Source organism: Variovorax pasteuri, assembly GCF_051216435.1.
Lineage (GTDB): Bacteria > Pseudomonadota > Gammaproteobacteria > Burkholderiales > Burkholderiaceae_C > Variovorax.
Genome location: NZ_JBPJZS010000002.1, coordinates 847170 through 864885 on the forward strand (window position 1 = coordinate 847170; position 17716 = coordinate 864885).

General features: G+C 69.4%; 20 protein-coding genes. 7 read left to right on the forward strand and 13 right to left on the reverse strand.

The window, feature by feature from the left end; translation table 11 throughout:
* Positions 1-35: 35 nt before the first annotated feature.
* The 4 genes from ACSFBM_RS11080 to ACSFBM_RS11095 form a co-directional block, all read right to left on the reverse strand.
* Positions 36-959: an SDR family NAD(P)-dependent oxidoreductase gene (locus ACSFBM_RS11080; RefSeq protein WP_435484377.1), complete on the reverse strand. Its 924-nt coding sequence runs from the start codon at positions 957-959 to the stop codon at positions 36-38.
* A gap of 150 nt (positions 960-1109) precedes the next feature.
* Positions 1110-1490 carry a response regulator gene (locus ACSFBM_RS11085; RefSeq protein WP_435484378.1) on the reverse strand — a complete coding sequence of 127 codons (381 nt, stop codon included), beginning with the start codon at positions 1488-1490 and terminating at the stop codon, positions 1110-1112.
* 124 nt (positions 1491-1614) lie between these two features.
* Positions 1615-3174 (reverse strand): glutamate--cysteine ligase, encoded by a 1560-nt coding sequence (gshA, locus tag ACSFBM_RS11090; protein ID WP_435484379.1) that lies wholly within the window; start codon positions 3172-3174, stop codon positions 1615-1617.
* Positions 3175-3391: 217 nt separating this feature from the next.
* A complete protein-coding gene (locus ACSFBM_RS11095; RefSeq protein WP_435484380.1) occupies positions 3392-4054 on the reverse strand; it encodes an alpha/beta hydrolase in 663 nt (220 codons plus the stop codon).
* 155 nt (positions 4055-4209) lie between these two features.
* On the opposite strand from ACSFBM_RS11095, the gene ACSFBM_RS11100 reads away from it, so the two are divergent.
* Positions 4210-4518 carry a hypothetical protein gene (locus ACSFBM_RS11100; protein WP_435484381.1) on the forward strand — a complete coding sequence of 103 codons (309 nt, stop codon included), beginning with the start codon at positions 4210-4212 and terminating at the stop codon, positions 4516-4518.
* Positions 4519-4525: 7 nt separating this feature from the next.
* On the opposite strand, the gene ACSFBM_RS11105 is transcribed toward ACSFBM_RS11100, so the two are convergent.
* Positions 4526-5527: a Bug family tripartite tricarboxylate transporter substrate binding protein gene (locus tag ACSFBM_RS11105; RefSeq protein ID WP_435484382.1), complete on the reverse strand. Its 1002-nt coding sequence runs from the start codon at positions 5525-5527 to the stop codon at positions 4526-4528.
* A 167-nt stretch (positions 5528-5694) separates the two neighbouring features.
* Between ACSFBM_RS11105 and ACSFBM_RS11110 the strand changes: the two genes are divergently transcribed.
* Positions 5695-6171: a Fur family transcriptional regulator gene (locus ACSFBM_RS11110; protein WP_435484383.1), complete on the forward strand. Its 477-nt coding sequence runs from the start codon at positions 5695-5697 to the stop codon at positions 6169-6171.
* 7 nt (positions 6172-6178) lie between these two features.
* Here ACSFBM_RS11110 and zigA read toward each other — a convergent pair whose 3' ends face one another.
* The 4 genes from zigA to ACSFBM_RS11130 all read right to left on the reverse strand — a co-directional run bounded on the left by zigA (position 6179) and on the right by ACSFBM_RS11130 (position 10165).
* Positions 6179-7372 carry a zinc metallochaperone GTPase ZigA gene (zigA, locus tag ACSFBM_RS11115; protein WP_435484384.1) on the reverse strand — a complete coding sequence of 398 codons (1194 nt, stop codon included), beginning with the start codon at positions 7370-7372 and terminating at the stop codon, positions 6179-6181.
* Between the two features lie 80 nt (positions 7373-7452).
* Entirely contained in the window at positions 7453-8166 is a 714-nt protein-coding gene (locus ACSFBM_RS11120; RefSeq protein ID WP_435484385.1) for a DUF899 family protein, read from the reverse strand.
* Positions 8167-8314: 148 nt separating this feature from the next.
* On the reverse strand, positions 8315-9220 hold the full coding sequence (locus ACSFBM_RS11125; protein ID WP_435484386.1) for an SDR family oxidoreductase: 906 nt from the start codon (positions 9218-9220) through the stop codon (positions 8315-8317).
* A 48-nt stretch (positions 9221-9268) separates the two neighbouring features.
* Positions 9269-10165: an AraC family transcriptional regulator gene (locus tag ACSFBM_RS11130; RefSeq protein ID WP_435484387.1), complete on the reverse strand. Its 897-nt coding sequence runs from the start codon at positions 10163-10165 to the stop codon at positions 9269-9271.
* A 108-nt stretch (positions 10166-10273) separates the two neighbouring features.
* On the opposite strand from ACSFBM_RS11130, the gene ACSFBM_RS11135 reads away from it, so the two are divergent.
* Positions 10274-10927, forward strand: coding sequence for a glutathione S-transferase (locus ACSFBM_RS11135; RefSeq protein ID WP_435484388.1), 654 nt, complete (start codon positions 10274-10276; stop codon positions 10925-10927).
* Between the two features lie 7 nt (positions 10928-10934).
* Here ACSFBM_RS11135 and ACSFBM_RS11140 read toward each other — a convergent pair whose 3' ends face one another.
* Positions 10935-11837: a LysR substrate-binding domain-containing protein gene (locus tag ACSFBM_RS11140; RefSeq protein WP_435484389.1), complete on the reverse strand. Its 903-nt coding sequence runs from the start codon at positions 11835-11837 to the stop codon at positions 10935-10937.
* 172 nt (positions 11838-12009) lie between these two features.
* Here ACSFBM_RS11140 and ACSFBM_RS11145 point away from each other — a divergent pair, with 172 nt between their 5' ends.
* Positions 12010-13332: an MFS transporter gene (locus tag ACSFBM_RS11145; RefSeq protein WP_435484390.1), complete on the forward strand. Its 1323-nt coding sequence runs from the start codon at positions 12010-12012 to the stop codon at positions 13330-13332.
* 59 nt (positions 13333-13391) lie between these two features.
* The gene (locus ACSFBM_RS11150; RefSeq protein WP_435484391.1) at positions 13392-14495 is read left to right on the forward strand and encodes a M14 family metallopeptidase; all 1104 of its coding nucleotides are present in this window, start codon (positions 13392-13394) and stop codon (positions 14493-14495) included.
* 73 nt (positions 14496-14568) lie between these two features.
* On the opposite strand, the gene ACSFBM_RS11155 is transcribed toward ACSFBM_RS11150, so the two are convergent.
* The 3 genes from ACSFBM_RS11155 to ACSFBM_RS11165 all read right to left on the reverse strand — a co-directional run bounded on the left by ACSFBM_RS11155 (position 14569) and on the right by ACSFBM_RS11165 (position 16140).
* Positions 14569-15366: an enoyl-CoA hydratase/isomerase family protein gene (locus ACSFBM_RS11155; protein ID WP_435484392.1), complete on the reverse strand. Its 798-nt coding sequence runs from the start codon at positions 15364-15366 to the stop codon at positions 14569-14571.
* Between the two features lie 15 nt (positions 15367-15381).
* Entirely contained in the window at positions 15382-15762 is a 381-nt protein-coding gene (locus ACSFBM_RS11160; protein ID WP_435484393.1) for a hypothetical protein, read from the reverse strand.
* A 99-nt stretch (positions 15763-15861) separates the two neighbouring features.
* Positions 15862-16140 carry a DUF2164 domain-containing protein gene (locus tag ACSFBM_RS11165; protein ID WP_435484394.1) on the reverse strand — a complete coding sequence of 93 codons (279 nt, stop codon included), beginning with the start codon at positions 16138-16140 and terminating at the stop codon, positions 15862-15864.
* Positions 16141-16234: 94 nt separating this feature from the next.
* On the opposite strand from ACSFBM_RS11165, the gene ACSFBM_RS11170 reads away from it, so the two are divergent.
* Entirely contained in the window at positions 16235-17431 is a 1197-nt protein-coding gene (locus tag ACSFBM_RS11170; protein WP_435484793.1) for a lactonase family protein, read from the forward strand.
* A 26-nt stretch (positions 17432-17457) separates the two neighbouring features.
* Positions 17458-17670, forward strand: a complete 213-nt coding sequence (locus ACSFBM_RS11175; protein ID WP_435484395.1) for a hypothetical protein — start codon at positions 17458-17460, stop codon at positions 17668-17670.
* Positions 17671-17716 lie beyond the last annotated feature (46 nt).

A 17716-nucleotide genomic window follows, 5' to 3' on the forward strand; every position in this document is an offset into this window, starting at 1 on the left:
GGGGAGGCCCAGGGCCCGGCCACCGGTCTGGCGGCTCAGCCCCGCTTGGCGTTCGCCATCGCCTTGCCGACCTCGTTGGTGCCCTGCGCCGCACCGCTCTGCGGCACGACTTCACCTTCGCGAGAGGTCACTTCGGCCAGCCGCGCGGCCAGTTGTTCGGGCGCGTCGGGGCCGATGCCCACCCAGGCGCCCTGCGTCATCGTGATGTGCGCGGCCTCGAAGGTGCCGGCGCCCGCGCACAGGATGGTGCGGTTGGGCGCGTCCTGCGCGGCAAGCACCAGCATCGCGGGCACCACGGCTTCGGGCTTGAGCGCGTCCAGCACTTCCTGCGGCATCAGGCCTTCGGTCATGCGCGTGGCGGCGGTGGGCGCCAGGCAGTTCACGCGGATGTCGTTCTTCGCGCCTTCGATGCTCAGCGTCTGCATCAGCCCCACCAGCGCGAGCTTGGCTGCGCCGTAGTTGCTCTGGCCGAAGTTGCCGTACAGGCCAGACGACGACGTGGTCATCACGATGCGGCCGTACTTCTGCTCGTTCATGAGCGCCCAGACGGCCTTGGTGCAGTTCACCGCGCCCATCAGGTGCACGTCGACCACCAGCCTGAAGTCGTCCAGCTCCATCTTGGCGAAGCTCTTGTCGCGCAGGATGCCTGCGTTGTTGACGAGGATGTCCACGCGGCCCCAGGCGTCGACCGCCTGCTTGACCATGGCCTGCACCGCTTCGAAATCGGTGACGGAAGCGCCATTGGCAATGGCCTCGCCGCCCGCCGCCTTGATCTCGTCGACCACCGCCTGCGCGGCGCTCACCGAGCCGCCGGAGCCGTCGCGCGCACCGCCCAGGTCGTTGACCACCACCTTGGCGCCGCGCGCGGCCAGGGCCAGCGCATGCTGGCGGCCCAGGCCGCCGCCCGCGCCGGTCACGATGGCCACGCGGCCCTTGAAGTCGATGTTGTTGCTGCTCATGTCTCTGTGTCGCTTTCCTGGGGAGTTGCCGTTGTTTCGTCGCCGCCCGGGGCGGCAGCGTGGCGTTTTAACCCAGAAAAGCAACCGCGCGCAGTCCCCCGCGCAGAAGACAAGTCACCCCGGCGTCAGGCCTGTGCGTTCATCCGCCGGTCAATGGCGGGCCGAGCGCACCTGCTCGCAGTACGCCACCAGCTGGTCGAGTTCGGCCGACTTGTCGAAGAAGGCATCCGCGCCCAACTGCTGCGAGCGCGCCCGCATGTCGGCGGTGGCGTAGTTGCTCAGCACGACCACCTTCTGGTGCGGCGCGCGGTTGCGGCAGGCGCGGATCACGCCCAGGCCGTTGCCGCGCCGGAGGAACAGGTCGACGATGGTGAGGTCCCAGTCGTCGGCATGAAGCCGCAGCCAGGTGACGGCTTCTTCCTCCGTGCTGGCCGACGCCACGACATGCGCGTCCGCCACGTCTTCGAGAAAGCCCACCAGGTTCTCCCTGATTACCGGACTGTCTTCGACGAGGTAGGCGTTGAATGTCATGGCAGCCATCGTCGCTGCGCAACGGATGCGCGCGGTGGGCGATGCGGGCCAATGCCTGTAGGCCATCCGCCACCGCCCCTGTCGTCATGCGAAGGGGCGCGAGGCGAAAGGCAGGACGAAAGTGCTAGGCGGCGAGCGCCACGCGGTTGCGCGCCATGCCCAGGCGCGCGGGCGAGACGTACTGCTCGCGGTAGATTTCGAAGGGCATGGTGTCTGCCGCCTCGATGCGCTTCTGCGCCTGGATCGACTCGGCGGTCATCTGCTCGAACTCGGCTTGCAGCGCCGCCGGGAACGGCAGGTCCAGCAGCTGCGTGCGGGTCTGCTCGGACTGGGCGCGCACGAACCCGACGAAGGAATTGCCGTGCGCGTTCTCGATGGCCGCGAGCACGCGCGCCGAGGGCAGGCTGTCGGGGTTGCGCAGCGCGGCCCGCGCGGCATGCACCGCGTCGGCGTGCAGCGTGCCGCCGCCCTGCGCCGCGTCCAGCGCCACCGCAATGGGCAGGCACTGTTCGACCAGCTCCGCGCCCCAGTCGGCCAGCGACACTTCACGCCCCTCGCGCTGCAACTGCAGGCCCGGTTCGCGGCCGCGCGCGGCCGTGAGGTGCTGGTTGTGCGCGAGCTCGGCAATCTCCTGCGGGGTGTCGTCGGCGCTGTCGCTCAGCAGGCAGTGCAGCAGGAACACGTCGATGAAGCGCATGGTCTGCGCATTGATGCCGACGGTCTCGAACGGGTCGAGGTCCATCAGGCGCACTTCGACGTACTCCACGCCGCGTTCGCGCAGCGCGTGCAGCGGCCGCTCGCCAGGGTGGATCACGCGCTTGGGGCGGATGGTGCCGTAGAACTCGTTCTCGATCTGCAGCAGGCTGGTGCCCAGCTGGTTGTAGTCGCCGCCCAAGTTGCGGATGCCGATGGCCTCGTAGGCCGGCCAGGGCCGCGTGAGCGCGTCCTGCAGCGAGGCGCCGTAGCCGTCCAGGCTGTTGTAGCTCACGGCCAGCGAGGCCTGCGCGTCGCTCTGGTAGCCCAGCCGGCCCATGCGCAGCGAGGTGCCATGCGGCATGAACATGCTGCCGTCGCCCAGCGGCTGCAGTTCGTGCGGGCGGCCCGCCACGAAGCTCGAACACAGCGCCGGCGAGGCGCCGAACAGGTACAGCAGCAGGAAGGCGTGGCGGCGGAAATTGCGGATCAGCGCGAAGTACTGCTCGCTCGACACGTCGGGCAGCGACCAGTTGTAGTGAATGCCCGAGATGGTCTGCATGCGGCGGCCATAGCGGTGGCTCAGGCCCATGCGGTAGACGCTCTTGGCGCGGCCCACGTTCGAGGAGCCGTAGCGCCCGATGGGAATGGTCTCGTCGGTAGGCAGGCCGCAGGGCATGCTGGAGACCCACAGGCGCTCGTCGCCCAGCGTGTCGAGCACGCGGTAGGTGAACTGGTGCACCCGGGTGAGCTCTTGCAGGGCCGCGTCGACGTTGGCGTGGACGCCGGTGATGAGCTCGAGCTGCGATTCGCTGAAGTCGGTCGTGATGTGCGGATGCGTGAGCGCGGAGCCCAAGGCCTCGGGGTGCGGCGTGAGCGCGAGCTTGCCGTCGGGGAGCGCGCGCAGGCTTTCCTTCTCGATGCCGCGTCGCATGGCCTGGAGGCGCGCGGCCGAAAGTGCACCCAACCTCTCCTGCAATCTGTTGCTCATATTGTTATGACCCATCAATCTTCTGAGGGGCTGGAAGGTAGCACGGGCGCGCGGGCGTTGCTTGCGCAGGGAATCCCGGCCTTTGCCAGCCTGTCAAGCGCTATGTTTTTGATAGCTACACACATAAGAAAAACGCCCGTTGGCGCCTCGAACGGCTTGTGAAATACCGGCCATGGCGCGGCTGGCCGACACGTCGGGTTGCGGCGCCCCGCCGAGTTCAGCCGAGCACGCGCAGCAGGAAGCGGTTCAGGTCGGCAATTTCCTCCATGCAGACCGAATGCGCCATGGTGTATTCATGCCACTCCACCGTGTGGCCCAGCGCGGCCAGCGCATCGCGCGAGCGCAAGGCAGCGGCCAGGGGCACCACCGGGTCCTGGCGGCCATGGGCAAGGAACACAGGCGTCTCGTGGTTGGCCGCATGGCGCTCGGCTGCCGTGGTGGCGGCAATGGGCAGATAACCCGAGAGGCCGACGATGCCGGCCAGGCGCTCGGTGTGGCGCAGGCCGGTCATGAGCGCCATCGCGCAGCCTTGCGAAAAGCCGGCCACCACGATGCGTTCGGCGGCGATGCCGCGGGCCTTCTCGCCGGCGATGAGCGCCTCGATGGCGGCCTGCGAACGGCGCAGGCCGGCCTCGTCTTCCTGGCTCGACAGGTCGGGCGCGGCAATGTCGTACCAGGCGGGCATCTGGTAGCCGCCGTTGATGGTCACCGGAATGACCGGCGCGTTCGGGAACACGAAGCGCACCGGGCCCACGCCCGACAGGTCGAGCTCGTTGACCAGGGACACGAAGTCGTTGCCGTCGGCGCCCAGGCCGTGCATGACGATCACCGTGGCGGTGGGATGGGGGGCGGTTTCGATCTCGATGGGGGGACGGGACATGATCAGGCGAAGGTGTTCAGAAAGCGGATGGCCGCACCTTAGCGCATCCGGGGCCTGCCAGAGCGCGACCGGGGGCATGGAAACGGCGGGTTGGCTGACTTGCACACCGTGCCGCCGCGCTCAACATCGTGGGCAAAGACACCAAGGAAATCCACGTGAGCCAATCTCCCCCCATGGTCGAGACCAAGCTGGCCGGCGTCGTGCTCGTGTGCGGCGAATGCGAAGAACGAAAGGACGGCCCCACGAAGCTCACAGCCCGGCAGGTGCGCAAGGAACTCAAGCACGGCCTGTCGCACATGCCTGTGCGCCTGCGCGTGGTGCAGTGCAGCTGCCTGGGCCTGTGCCCGAAGAAGGCGATGGCGCTGGCGGCCGTGGCGCAGGGCCACGCCCCGCTGGCCGCCGAGGTGTGCCGCGACGGCGACGTGGAGACCTTTGCCAAGGTGCTGGCCAAATCCCTGAAATGACGCCGCGTTACTCGGCCTTGATGCCGACCGCCTTCACGATCTGCGCATAGCGCTCGTACTCGGCCGACACGAGCGTCTGGAACTGGCGCTGCGGATACCCCGTGGCCTCGATGCCTTGCGCCGCGAGTTCGGTGCGCAGGGCCGGCGCCTGCACGATGCGCCCCGTATCGGCCGCAATCGCATCGATCACCGGCTGAGGCGTGCGCGCCGGCGCAAACAGGCCGAACCACGTGCCCGAGCGGTAGCCCTTGTAGGTGTCGGCCACGGTGGGCACCTCGGGCAACAGCGCATGGCGCTTTTCGCCGCTGGTGCCCAGCGCCACCAGCCGGCCGCTGCGGATGTGCGGCAACGCGGGGCCCACGGCGATGAACATCACGTCGACCTGCCCGCCGATCACGTCCTGCATGCCCAGCGGACCGCCGCGGTACGGGATGTGGGTGACATAGATGCCCGCCTTCTGCTTGAGCAGCTCCATGCTGAGCTGCTGCGGACTGCCGTTGCCGGCCGAGGCGTAGTTGATGCGCCCCGGGTGCGCCTTGGCCGCGCGCACGAAGTCGGCCACGGTGCGAAAGCCGGTCTTCGGGTTGGCGACCAGCACGAAGTCGATCTGCCCGAGCGACACCACCGGCACCAGGTCGCGCCGCGCGTCGTACGGCAGGCCGGACTGGATGTTGGGGAGGATGGTGATCGGGCCGTCCGCGCCCACCAGGAGCGAATAGCCGTCGGGCTGCGCCTTGGCCAGCCCGTCGGCCGCCAGGATGCCGGCCGCGCCGGCGCGGTTGTCGACCACCACCGGCTGCTTCCATTGCTCCGACAGGCGCTGCCCCAGCAGGCGCGCGAGCACGTCGGGCGAGCTGCCGGGCGTGTTCGCCACCGTGATGTGCACGGGCTTGGACGGAAAGGCCGGCGCGGTCTGGGCCTGCGCGGCAAAGCCCAGCACAGCCAGCGACACGCCGGCCCACAGCGCCAGGACCGGTTTCAGCAGCTTCAGCGGGGAATGGGGTCGCATGGAGAACTTTCGGTTGCAGGAGACAAAGCGCGCGATTCTGTCGCGCCGCGGCCCGCAAGCGAACGACCCATTCGTCAGATGCTTAGGTGCATTCGGGCATATGCAGGGCCGGCCCGCGTCCCCGCGCCGGACACGGGGACCCCGGATGCAACACAATGGCGTTTCGCATGAAGACCTCCACCCCGCACCCGAAGTCCCCCCTGGCCGCCGCCCCGTTCGACAGCGAAGCGCTGCTGCGCGACAGCGGCCTGCGCGTGACGCGCGCCGCGCAGACGGTGCTCGAACTGCTCGAACACAGCTCGCAGCCGCTGACCCATGAGGACGTGGCCTCGGCCTACACCACCGCCACCGGCGAGGCGCCCGACCGCGTAACGGTCTACCGCGTGCTCGACCGGCTGGTCGAGGCCGGCCTGTGCGACCGCCGCGTGGGCGCCGACCGGGTCAACCGTTTCTCGCGCCACGTGGACGCCGCGTCGGGCAACACCTTCGAATGCAACCACTGCCACAAGGTGCTGGCGCTGCCGTCAGACCCGGAACTGCCGAAGGTGATGGGGCGGCTCGGCAAGGCACTGCGCAAGCAGGGCATCGACACCCGGCACACGGCGCTCACGCTGCACGGCACCTGCGGCGAGTGTTCCCGCTAGCGCCTGTTCACACGTTCCAGGAAGGGAACGGGTCCGGAAAGTTCTGCCACCACGAGGCGCCGAAGCGCATCTCGTTCTCCGTCAGCAGGCAGGCGTCCAGCCGCGCACGCAGCGCGGCCTCGTCCATGCCGATGCCGATCAGCACCAGCTCCTGCCGCGCGTCGCCCGTGCCCGGGTCCCAGTTCTTCTGGATGAGTTCGAGCGCATCGGCATCGGTCGGCCAGTGCTCGCGCGGCACCGCCGCCCACCAGAAGCCCGCCGCGCCGTAGCGGCAGGCGCCGCCGGCCTGCGACCACGTGCCCGCGCGCGTGGCGCGGCTCGCAAGCCAGAAGAAGCCCTTGGAGCGCACCACGCCCTCCCACTCGCTTTGCACCAGCTTCCAGAAGCGCATCGGGTGGAACGGCAGCCGCGAGCGGTACACGAAGCTGCGAATGCCGTAGGCCTCGCTCTCGGGCACATGCTCGCCGCGCAGCTCGGCCAGCCAGCCGGGCGCCTGCTCGGCCTGCTCGAAGTCGAACAGGCCGGTGTCGAGCACGCGGTCGAGCGCCACGCGGCCGAACGCCGCGAGCTCGATGCGCGCGCGCGGGTTCAGGCTGCGCAGGATGGCCATCAACCGCTCGCGCTCCCCGGGCGTGACGAGGTCGGTCTTGTTCACCACCAGCACGTCGCAGAACTCGATCTGCTCGATCAGCAGGTCGACCACCGTGCGCGTGTCCTCGTCGCCCAGCGACTGGCCGCGCTGGCCCAGGCTGTCGGCCGAGCCGTAGTCGCGCAGGAAGTTGAAGGCGTCGACCACCGTCACCATGGTGTCCAGCCGCGCCACGTCGGCCAGGCTCTTGCCGTCTTCGCCGGCGAAGGTGAAGGTCTCGGCCACGGGCAGCGGCTCGGAGATGCCGGTGGACTCGATCACCAGCTGGTCGAAGCGCCCCTCCTTCGCCAGGCGCCTCACCTCCAGCAGCAGGTCTTCGCGCAGCGTGCAGCAGATGCAGCCGTTGCTCATCTCGACCAGCTTCTCCTCGGTGCGCGAGAGCTTGGCGCCGCCGTCGCGCACCAGCGCGGCGTCGATGTTGACCTCGCTCATGTCGTTGACGATGACCGCCACGCGGCGGCCCTCGCGGTTGTGGAGGATGTGGTTCAGCAGCGTGGTCTTGCCCGCGCCTAGAAAGCCGGAGAGCACGGTGACGGGGAGGCGATCGGCCATGGGAACAGGCTCCATATATGCAACAGGATTGCATTATAGGAAGCATACGCAACACGGTTGCGTTTAAAACAGGCGGCGTCTCAATAGCTCAGCTTGGGATACCAGTCCGAGCCCCGGCCCTCGGGCGTCATGTCGAGCAGGTTCCAGATCGGCATCGGGTCGGGCGCGCCGCGCGGGTCCTGCCCCGGGTCGGCCGTGCCCGGGCCCATTTCGGCGGCCCAGAAATGCCGCAGGGTGTCGCCGTCGCGCCGGAACACGTTGAAGGCCGGAAGGTCGCCGCTGTCGGGCGTCTCCCCGGCGTAGTCGGCGTTGAAGCTGTTGCCCTGCGACGAGTAGAGCGGCAGGTAGCGCCAGCCGCGCTCCCTGGCAAAGGCGGTCATCCGCTCGACCGGCGACGTGGCGATCACCGCGAACGCCACGCGCTGCAGAAGGTCGGGCATTTCGCCGTCGAACGCGCTCAGCAACGACGTGCACATGGGGCACGGCCGCTCGCGCTTCGGGCCGAACATCCAGTTGTAGGTGATGAGGGTGCCGTGCTGGCCGAAGAGGCCGGACATCGGCACCGGCCCGTCGACGCCCTGGAACACGTAGTCTTCCGGCACGACCCCGCCGGGCGGCAGCGCGCGGCGCATCTGCGCGACGTGCTCGATGCGCCGGCGCAGGTCGATTTCCTCGGCCAGCAGATCCATGCGCGCCTTTCGGTAGGCCACGCTTTCGTTGGGAAACCGGACGGGGTTGGACCGGGCGAGCTGGCTGGCGGACGCCGGTGCGGCAATTGCGGCTGGGGCAGGCATGGCGGGTCACCTCCTGGTGTGAAGGTTCGGGTTGCGGATTACTTTGAACCTGTGCACATGGTGATCCCGCGCGCGCCCGCGGCGGTACGCGATTTTCCCCAGTCGAGGGCGAATTTGTCCTACCCGCCGATGCCAGCGGTGCCGCCGGCTACATCTCGAACGCGGCCACCTGCCTGCCGTCGATGTCGGTGAACCCATAGGCCAGCGCCAGGTCGGCCACGCGCAGCACTTCCCCGCTCTTGTCCATCACCTTCGCGTCGCCCGCCAGCGCCGCCACGGCGCGCCCCAGGTAGCGCGGCGACTCGGTGCGCGCCAGCGCGGGCCGCTCCTGCCAGTGCGCCTCGTCGGTGTTGTGTCCGGCCAGCACGAACTCGGTGCGCATCCAGCCCGGCGACACGGCGACCGAGGCCACGCCGTGGGGCCTGAAGTCCTGCGCCATGCCGAAGGCCAGGCGCGTCATCGAGGCCTTCGCGAGGTCGTAGAACAGGTTGCCGCGCAGGTAGCGGTCGCGGTCCCAGAAGGTGGTGGTCACCACGAGCCCCTTCTTCTGCCGCACCAGCAGGGGCGCGGCGCAGCGGCTGGCGAGCAGGTGGTTGCGCACGCCACGCTCGAACATGGCGTCCCAGTGCGCGAGCGGGTGCTCCCAGAACGGCGCGTCGAACACGCCGTCGAAGCTCTCGTGGCCGCCCCAGGCGTTGTTCACCAGCAGGTCGAGCCGGCCGGCCTCGCGCGCCACGCGGGCGAACAGCGCCGCCACGTCTTCTTCGTTCGTGTGGTCGCATGGCACCGCGATGCCGCGCCCGCCCTGGCGCGTGACCTCGTCGGCGGTGTCGTCGATGCTCCCCGGCACCGACGCCATGCCGGACAGTGCCAGCAGCTGGGCGTAGGTGCCGGCGGGCCGATCGCGCGTGCTGCGGCCGGTGACGTACACGGTGGCGCCCGCCGCGCCCAGCTCCAGCGCAATGCCGCGCCCCGCCCCCCGGCTTGCGCCCGTGACCACGGCCACGCAGTCTTTCAATGGACGGTAGGCGTTCTCTTCGTGAATCCTGTTCATGGTTCCTTCGATCTGCGTTGGCTTGAAGCGGCCGAAGATAGAGCGCCCTCAGCCCGCCGTCTTGGAAGAACCCGCAATGGCGCGGCCGAGAAACTCGGTCGGCGTGACGCCGCACAGGGCGCGGAACTCGTTGACCAGGTGCGACTGGTCGTAGAAGCCACCATCGAGCGCCAGCGCTGCCCAGCCCGGCGAAGGTTGCGCGCGCAGCGCGCGCAGCGCGCGCAGGCAGCCGTGCATGCGCGCCAGCCTGCGCCATGCGCGCGGCGTCAGGCCGACGTGGGCATGGAACAGTTGCTGCAGGCGCCGCTCGCCAACGCCCACGGCGGCAGCCACGTCGCGCAGCGGCTCGCGTCCGCCGGCGGCGGCGATGCGGCGGGCCGCGTGCATGGCGACGGCATGGCCGGTGCCGCCTCCTCTTGCGGTGGACTCGCCGCCATGGAGGCGGCGCAGCAGGGCCGTGTGCAGCAAGGCGATGCGTTCCGCATCGCCGGGCGCATCGGCCATGCGCGCCAGCAGCAGCGCGCCTTCGCCGCGCCACAACGCATCGAGGTGCACGGCACTTGCGCCGATCTCGCCGGCCGGCACCCCGAGCAGCGCCGCCGCGGCGCCGGGGTGCAAGGTGACCGAGAGCCCGTCGACCTGGCGGCGCATGCGCACCACGACCGGCGCCGCCGACGCGCCGATGGCCTCCACCGCCTGCCCCTGGCCGCCGTCGGCGGACGGCGCATCGCCGAAGTTGAAGACCAGCCGCACCGCGCCGTCGGGCAGCACGCGCTCGCGCACCTCGCAGCCTTCGGCGAAGCTCTCGCGGTACCGCAGGATGTGAGAGACATGGCCGCGCAGCGCGGCGCCCACGGGAAACGCGCACAGCGTGCCGGCGGGCACGCTCGACTCCGGCCCGTGCAGCGGGTCGTCGTCGAGGCGCAGAAAGAGGCGTTCACCCATGGCGCCGATTGTGTGGAAAAACCCGCCCGTCCGCGAGCACGCCGCCGTGGCCGAAAATCGGCGGCTCCGCCTGCCGCACCTCCCGCGCCCTTCCCCCGCCCTCCCCGAATGCCCACCGCCCTCCCCGTTCTCTACTCGTTCCGCCGTTGCCCCTATGCGATGCGCGCCCGGCTCGCGCTGGTGGCCGGCGGCCAGCCTTGCGAACTGCGCGAGGTGACGCTGAAGAACAAGCCGGCCGAGATGCTCGCGGCGTCGCCCAAGGGCACGGTGCCGGTGCTGGTGACGCCCGAAGGCCCGGTGCTCGAGCAGAGCCTCGACGTGATGCTGTGGGCGCTGCGGCGCGACGATCCGCAGCGCTGGCTGCAGCCGCAGGCCGGCACGCTCGAAGACATGCTGGCCCTGGTGGCGGCCTGCGACGACGACTTCAAGCCCCAGCTCGACCGCTACAAGTACCCGCAGCGCCACGCCGACGGCGGTGAGCCGGCACGCGAGCGCGGCGCGCAGTTCCTGCGCAGCCTGGAAGCGAGGCTCTCGGCCTCGCAACACCTGGCCGGCGCCCACGCCACGCTCGCCGATGCGGCCCTGATGCCTTTCGTGCGCCAGTTCGCGATGGTCGATGCCGCGTGGTTCGACGCCCAACCCTGGCCCCATCTGCAGGCGTGGCTGGCGAACTGGACCGCATCCGACCTGTTCGCGCGCGCCATGCACAAGCACGCGCCCTGGAACAGCGGCGAGGCCGGCGTCGCTTTTCCACCGGCCTGAACGCCCGTCAGGCGCCCATCGCCACCGCCGACGCACGCTGGATGCACTCGATGAAGTGCTGCGCCGCCGGCGTCGTCAGCTGCCCGCGCCGGCGCACCACGCACACGTTGAGCATCGGCAGCTGTTCCTCGATGTCGACGCGGCGGATGCCGTGCCGCTTGAACGTGAGCTTGACCAGTGGCTCGACGAACAGCCCGATCAGGTCCATGTGCCCCACCAGGCCCAGCGCCACCGTGACCGACTGGCCCTGGATGACGCGCGAGGGCGGCGGCAGCCCCAGCGGCGTGAACAGCGGCGCCACCGACTCGCGCCCGCGATGGTCGTCGCCCGGCAGGATCCACTCGGCCGCGTAAAGCTCGAGCAGCGAGCGCGCCGCACGCAGCGGGTGGCGGTTGCGCATGCCCACCACCAGCTGCACCGGAAACAGCTCCAGCGCCTCGAACTGCGGATCGAGCGTGCCCGGCACCACGTGCGCGACGGCAAAGTCGAGGTAGCCGTCGCGCAGGCGCGCCAGCATCCACGGCAGCACCGCCTCGCTGAACTGCACGTCGACCGCGGGCAGGCGCGTGTGGAAGTCCTTGAACGCGGCGGGCAGCACGGTGAGCGCGAACGAGGCGCTCACCGCCATCGACACCGAACCGGTGGCGCCGTCGCGGATCTGCGCAATCTCGTCGCGGGCGCGCTGCATGTCGGCCAGCAGCAGCCGCGCGCGCGGCGCGAAGGCCTGGCCGAACTCGGTGAGGCGCACGCCCTTCACGCTGCGCTCCACCAGCGGGGCGCCCACCTCGCGCTCCAGCTCGCGCACGATCTTTGTCACGGCCGGCTGCGAAATGCCCAGCACGCGGGCCGCGGCGCGAATGCTCATCTGCTCGACCACCGCCACGAAGGCGTGCAACTGGTTGGGTTTCATCGGGTGTTGGCGCGTTCTGGCGGGGCCATAGGGTTTCAACCATGACAACCAAAAGTTATCTTTCCGCCCCAATTATTGTCTTTTCATGACAGCACCGAGTCTCTAGCATCCGGCGCGGTCGAGGCATACCTTCGACCCACAACACCTCGAACAGCAATCCCACTGGAGTGACATGAGCATCCCAAGCAGCCGGCCCTCGCCTTCGTCCCCCGCGCGCAGGCGCCAGACCATCGTGGCCACCACGATCGGCAACGGGCTGGAGTTCTTCGACTTCACCGTCTACGGTTTTCTCGCCCTGGTGATCGGCAAGCTGTTCTTCCCGACCTTCAACTCGTACGGCCAGCTGCTGCTGACGGTGGCGAGCTTCGGCGTGGGCTTCATCATGCGGCCGCTGGGCGGCATCGTCATCGGCGCCTACGCCGACCGCGCCGGCCGCAAGAAGGCCATGACGCTCACCATCTTCCTGATGGCGCTGGGCTGCGCGCTGATCGCCTTCACGCCCACCTACGCGGCCATCGGCGTGGCGGCGCCCCTCATCATCGTGCTGGCGCGGCTGATCCAGGGCTTCTCGGCCGGCGGTGAAGTGGGTGCGTCCACCACGCTGCTGGTCGAGCACGCCACGCCGTCCAACCGCGGCTACATGGCGAGCTGGCAGTTCGCCAGCCAGGGCCTGGGCGTGCTGATGGGCGCCGTGGTGGTGGGCGTGCTGACGACGTCGCTCTCGCCGGAAGCCATGCTCAGCTGGGGCTGGCGCGTGCCGTTCGTCCTGGGCATGCTGATCGCGCCCGTGGGCATGTACATCCGCCGCCACCTGGAAGAGTCGCTGCACATCTCGCCCGAACAGGCCGCCGCACCGCGCGAGAGCAGCCTGAAGATCGTCTGCACGCAGCACGGCAAGACGGTGCTGGCCGCCGTTCTTTCGCTGGTGGGCGGCACCACGGCCGCGTATGTGGTGACCTTCTACATGCCCACCTATGCGGTGCGCGAGCTCGGGTTCACGCCGTCGGTGGCGCTGTTCGGCGCCGCGCTCACGGGCCTGATCTCGTTCGCGTTCGCCCCTTTCGTGGGCAAGCTGTCGGACAAGGTGGGCCGCAAGCCGCTCATCCTGTGGAGCCGCATTGCGCTGGCCGTCCTCATCTACCCGGGCTTCCTGTGGCTCAACGCCTCGCCCACGCCGACGGTGCTGTTCGTGGTGCTGGGGGTGTTCAGCCTCGGCCTGGTGGTACAGACGGTGCCCGGCATCACGATGCTGCCCGAGATGTTCCCGAAGGCGGTGCGCGCGAGCGGCATGTCGCTGGTGTACAGCGTGGGCGTGGCCCTGTTCGGCGGCTTCGCCCCCTTCATCAGCACCTGGCTGCTGAACGCCACGGGCAGCAAGCTGGCGCCGGCCTGGTACCTGGTGGCGATGACGGTGGTCTCGCTGCTGGGCCTGCTCTGGCTGCGCGACCATACGGGCCGCGACATCGACGCCGCGGGCGCACACGCCGCGGGCTGACCCCCTTCACCTTCTTCATCTTCGTCTCCAAGACATTCAAAGCACAGGAACCCCACGCCATGCCGACACAACGCAGCGCCGCCACGCGGTATTTCTCGGGCACGTACGTCGAAGCCCGCACCAAGTTCCTCGAGGCTGCCGCCCAGCGCGGCGCGGCCGTCGAGTCCTTCGTGCACCCGGCGCACCGCGGCGCGCTCGGCGAAGAGCTCGCCACCGACGTGGCGCTGATCGGCGCCATCGATGCGAAGAAGATCCTGCTCGTCACCTCGGGCACGCACGGCCCCGAAGGCTTCTGCGGCTCGGGCACGCAGGTGGCCACGCTCAACGATGCCGACCTGCTCGCGCGGCTGCAGCAGGCCGGCGTGGCGCTGCTGCTGGTGCATGCGGTGAACCCGCACGGCTTCTCGCACCTGCACCGCACGAACGAGGACAACATCGACCTGAACCGCAACCACATCGACTTCAACGCGCCGCTGCCGGAGAACGCGGCCTACGCCGACGTCGAACCGCTGGTGCTGCCCGACACCTGGCCGCCGACGCCCGCCGACGACGCGGCCGTGGCCGCCTACATCGGCCAGCACGGCATGACCGCCTTCCGCGCGGCCGTCACCAAGGGCCAGTACACCTCGCCCGACGGCCTGTTCTACGGCGGCACCGCGCCCTCATGGAGCAACAAGACCATCCGCGCGATCCTGCGCAAGTACGCCGCGTCGGCCACGCACCTGGGCTGGATCGACGTGCACACCGGCCTGGGCCCCTACGGCCACGGCGAGAAGATCTACCCCGGCCGCAACACGCCCGAAGACCTGGCGCTGGCGCACGCATGGTGGGGCGCCGACGTGTTCGCGCCGTTCGCCGGCAACTCGGCCTCGGCCGACGTCTCGGGCCCGGTCATCTCGACCGCGTACGACGAATGCCCGAACGCACGCATTGCGCCGATGGGCCTGGAGTTCGGTACCCTGCCCGACCTGGAAGTGCTGGTTCGCCTGCGCGCGGACACCTGGCTGCGCCGCCACCCCGACGCACCGGCGTCGCAGCAGCGCGAGATCCGCGCGCAGCTGCGCGACGCGTTCTATTGCGACAACGAGGAATGGAAGGGCATGGTGCTCGGGCAGACGCGCGTCGTGCTCCTGCAAACGCTGCAGGGCCTCAAATCGAGCTAAGCCCCTTGCAGGGGGCGACACCAGCGGTCCGGCAACGCCGGTTCCGCGGTGTCCCTGGCGAAGCCAGGGCCGGTCAGCCGAAGTTCGGCGCGCGCCGTTCGCGCAGCGAGGCCACGCCCTCGCGCACGTCGGCACCCGCGAAGCCCATGAACTCGAGCGCCAGCGAGGCGTCGAAGGTCGGACCGGCCTGGCGCAGCCAGTTGTTCAGCGCGTACTTGGTCAGGCGAATCGCGCTCTGGCTGCCGGCGGCGAGCCGGTCGGCCACCTCGTAGGCACGCGGCAGCAGGTCGGCCTCGTCCACCGCAAGCGACACCAGCCCGATGCGCTCGGCCTCCTCGCCGCTCACAGGCTCGCACAGCAGCAGGTGGTACTTGGCCTTGGCCATGCCGCACAGCAGCGGCCACACGATGGCGGCATGGTCGCCCGCCGCCACGCCCAGGCGCGTGTGGCCGTCAACGATCTTCGCGTTCTTCGCGGCAATGGAAATGTCGGCCAGCAGGCCCGCCACCAGCCCTGCACCCACGGCCGGGCCGTGCATGGCGCTCACGATGGGCTTGTCGCAGTTGATGAGGTTGTAGACGAGGTCGCGTGCCTCTTTCCACACGCGCTGGCGCACCGCGTCGTCGGTGGTCATGTCCTGCACCATGGCGAGGTCGCCGCCGCCCGAAAAACCCAGGCCCTCGCCGCGCAGCACGGCGCATCGCACCGTGCCGTCGGCCGACACGTCGCGCCAGATCTCGGCCAGCTCGCGGTGTCCGTCATGGCCCGCCGTGGGCAACTTGCCGTTGGCCGCCCGCATCTGGATGTCGAGCACCGTGCCGTTGGCGCCGCGGCGCGTGATGACAAGGGTCTGGTAGCGGGCGTAGTCCATGGTGTGTCTCTGTTGCTATTTTTTGGCCGCCACCTCGCGGCAGCGCTGCACGTTGGCCTCGAAGCGCGAAGCCAGCCCGGGTTCGCATTCGTCGGACGGGGTCAGCCTGCACATGCCGACCACAGCGTAGTCCATGACGGCGGCCGTGCACATCGGGTAGGCCGCGAGGTCGGGGTTGGCCGTGACCTTGAAGCCCCAGCGCTCCGAGAACTGCACCGTGCGGACCATCGCGCCATGGAAGAAGCTGCGGTCCTTCGCGGCGATGGCGGCCTCCATGCGGGGCAGTTCCTCGTTGAGGTAGCCCACGGAGTCGAGCGGAAAGCCGGCGGGGTCCTGCTGCGCGGCGGCCATCGAGGCGGCACACACGAAGGGCAGGACGGCAAGGGCGCGCAGCATGGGAGAAAGCGCGGGGCGAAGGAGCGTGCGGTGGAGGTGCATGGCTGCGAATTCTGCAACGTTTTGAAGCACTTTTGAATGCACGGCGATGCGCGGGCGCTACGCCTGCCTGCCCTTCTTCTGCCTGTCGAACTTGCGCCAGTACTGGAACTCGTCCTCGTGCACCTCGAGGTCGATTTCGGAAATGCGCGACTGCAGGCGCTCCTGCACTTCGGCCACGGCCTTGTTGTAGACCAGCGGGCCGACCTCTTCGAGGAAGAATCCGAGCAGCGCGCCCGCCGCGATGTTGCCGATCGGCTCTTCCATGTTCTCGCGGAAGTAGCGTTCGATGGACGCGATGGCCTGCTGTCGTGCTTCCTTCGGTATCTCGATGGTCATGGGTGGTCTTCTCTCGGCGGTTGGGTCGACGGATTGTGCCGACCGCCGTTCGCTACCATGCGCGCACACAACAACACCGGAGACAGACGCCATGATGAACTTCCGCCCCGCCGCACTCGCGGCCCTTGCCCTGGCCGCCGTGGCCTCGCTCGCGGCCTGCACGTCCATGACCCCCACCGTGCCGCAGCGCCAGCTGATGCTGGTGGCCAACGATGAGAAGCAGTCGTGGAACGACGCCGGCGCCGTCATCCTCGGCCCCATGGGGCGCGACACGGTGCAGGTGCTCGACATCGGCACCGACCCGCTGGCACCCAGGGTGCTGGGCACGCTGCAGCTGGACAACACCATCGCCGGCCCGCCGACCAACCTGGCGATCACACCCGGCGAAACGCTGGCACTGGTCGCCAATTCGCTCAACGTGGTCGAGGAGAACGGCGTGCGCAAGCAGGTGCCCGACAACCGCCTGTTCGTGATCGACCTGACCACCACGCCGCCCAGCCTGCTCGACACGCTGCAGGTCGGCAAGCAGCCCTCGGGCCTGTCGATCAACCGCGCGGGCACGCTGGCGCTGGTGGCCAACCGCGCCGACAACTCGGTGAGCGTGCTGCGCATCGCGGGCAAGAAGGTCACGCCGATCGACACGGTGGCCATGGGCGACTCGGTGGCGCACGTGCGCTTCACGCCCGACGGCAGGCGCGCGCTGGCCGCCAAGTTTCCGAGTCACAAGATCGCGCTGCTCGAGGTGAACGGCGAGAAGGTCAGCTACAACAAGGTCGATCTCGCGGCGGGCCTCTGGCCCTACAACGTGGACGTGACGCCCGACGGCAAGCTGGCGCTGACGGCCGACAACGGCAACTCGGGTGCGTCCGACGGCCAGGTCGACACCGTGAGCGTGATCGACATGGAAGCCGCGCCGCCGCGCGTGGTCGACAAGGTGGTGGTCGGCGACGGCCCCGAAGGCCTGGCCGTGAGCCCGACCGGGCGGCATGCGGTGGCGGTGATATTGCGCGGCAGCAATGCGGCGAAGAACGCCTACTTCTACAACCGCAACGGCTCGGTGGTGCTGCTGAAGATCGACGGCAAGAAGGTCACGCGCGCCAACGAGGTGGTGGTGCGCGGCCTGCCCGAGGGCGCGGTGTGGAGCGCCGACGGCAAGTACCTGTACGTGGGCAACTTCATCGACCAGGACATCACGATCCTTCGGCTCGACGGCGACACGCTGGTGCCCACCGGCCGGTCGTTCCCGCTGCAGGGCCATCCGGCCGCGATGCGCGGGACAATGACGCACTGATTCCACTCCCCCAGAACGAAGAACCCATGGCGCAACCCAAACGACAACTCCGCACGCTCGAACGCGGCATTCTCTGCATGGTGATCGGCGCCGTCGTGCTGCTGGCGCCGCGCTTCCTGCAGGGCACGCGCTGGTTCGAGATGGTCGCCGGGGCCTATCTGGTCGGCTGGTTCGCACTGGTGCTGGGCGCGGTGCTGGTCGTGGGCGAGCTGGTCAAGCGCGGCAAGACGCGCCCATGAAAAAACCCGCCTCGCGGCGGGTTTCATCCAGACCTGCAACTGCCCT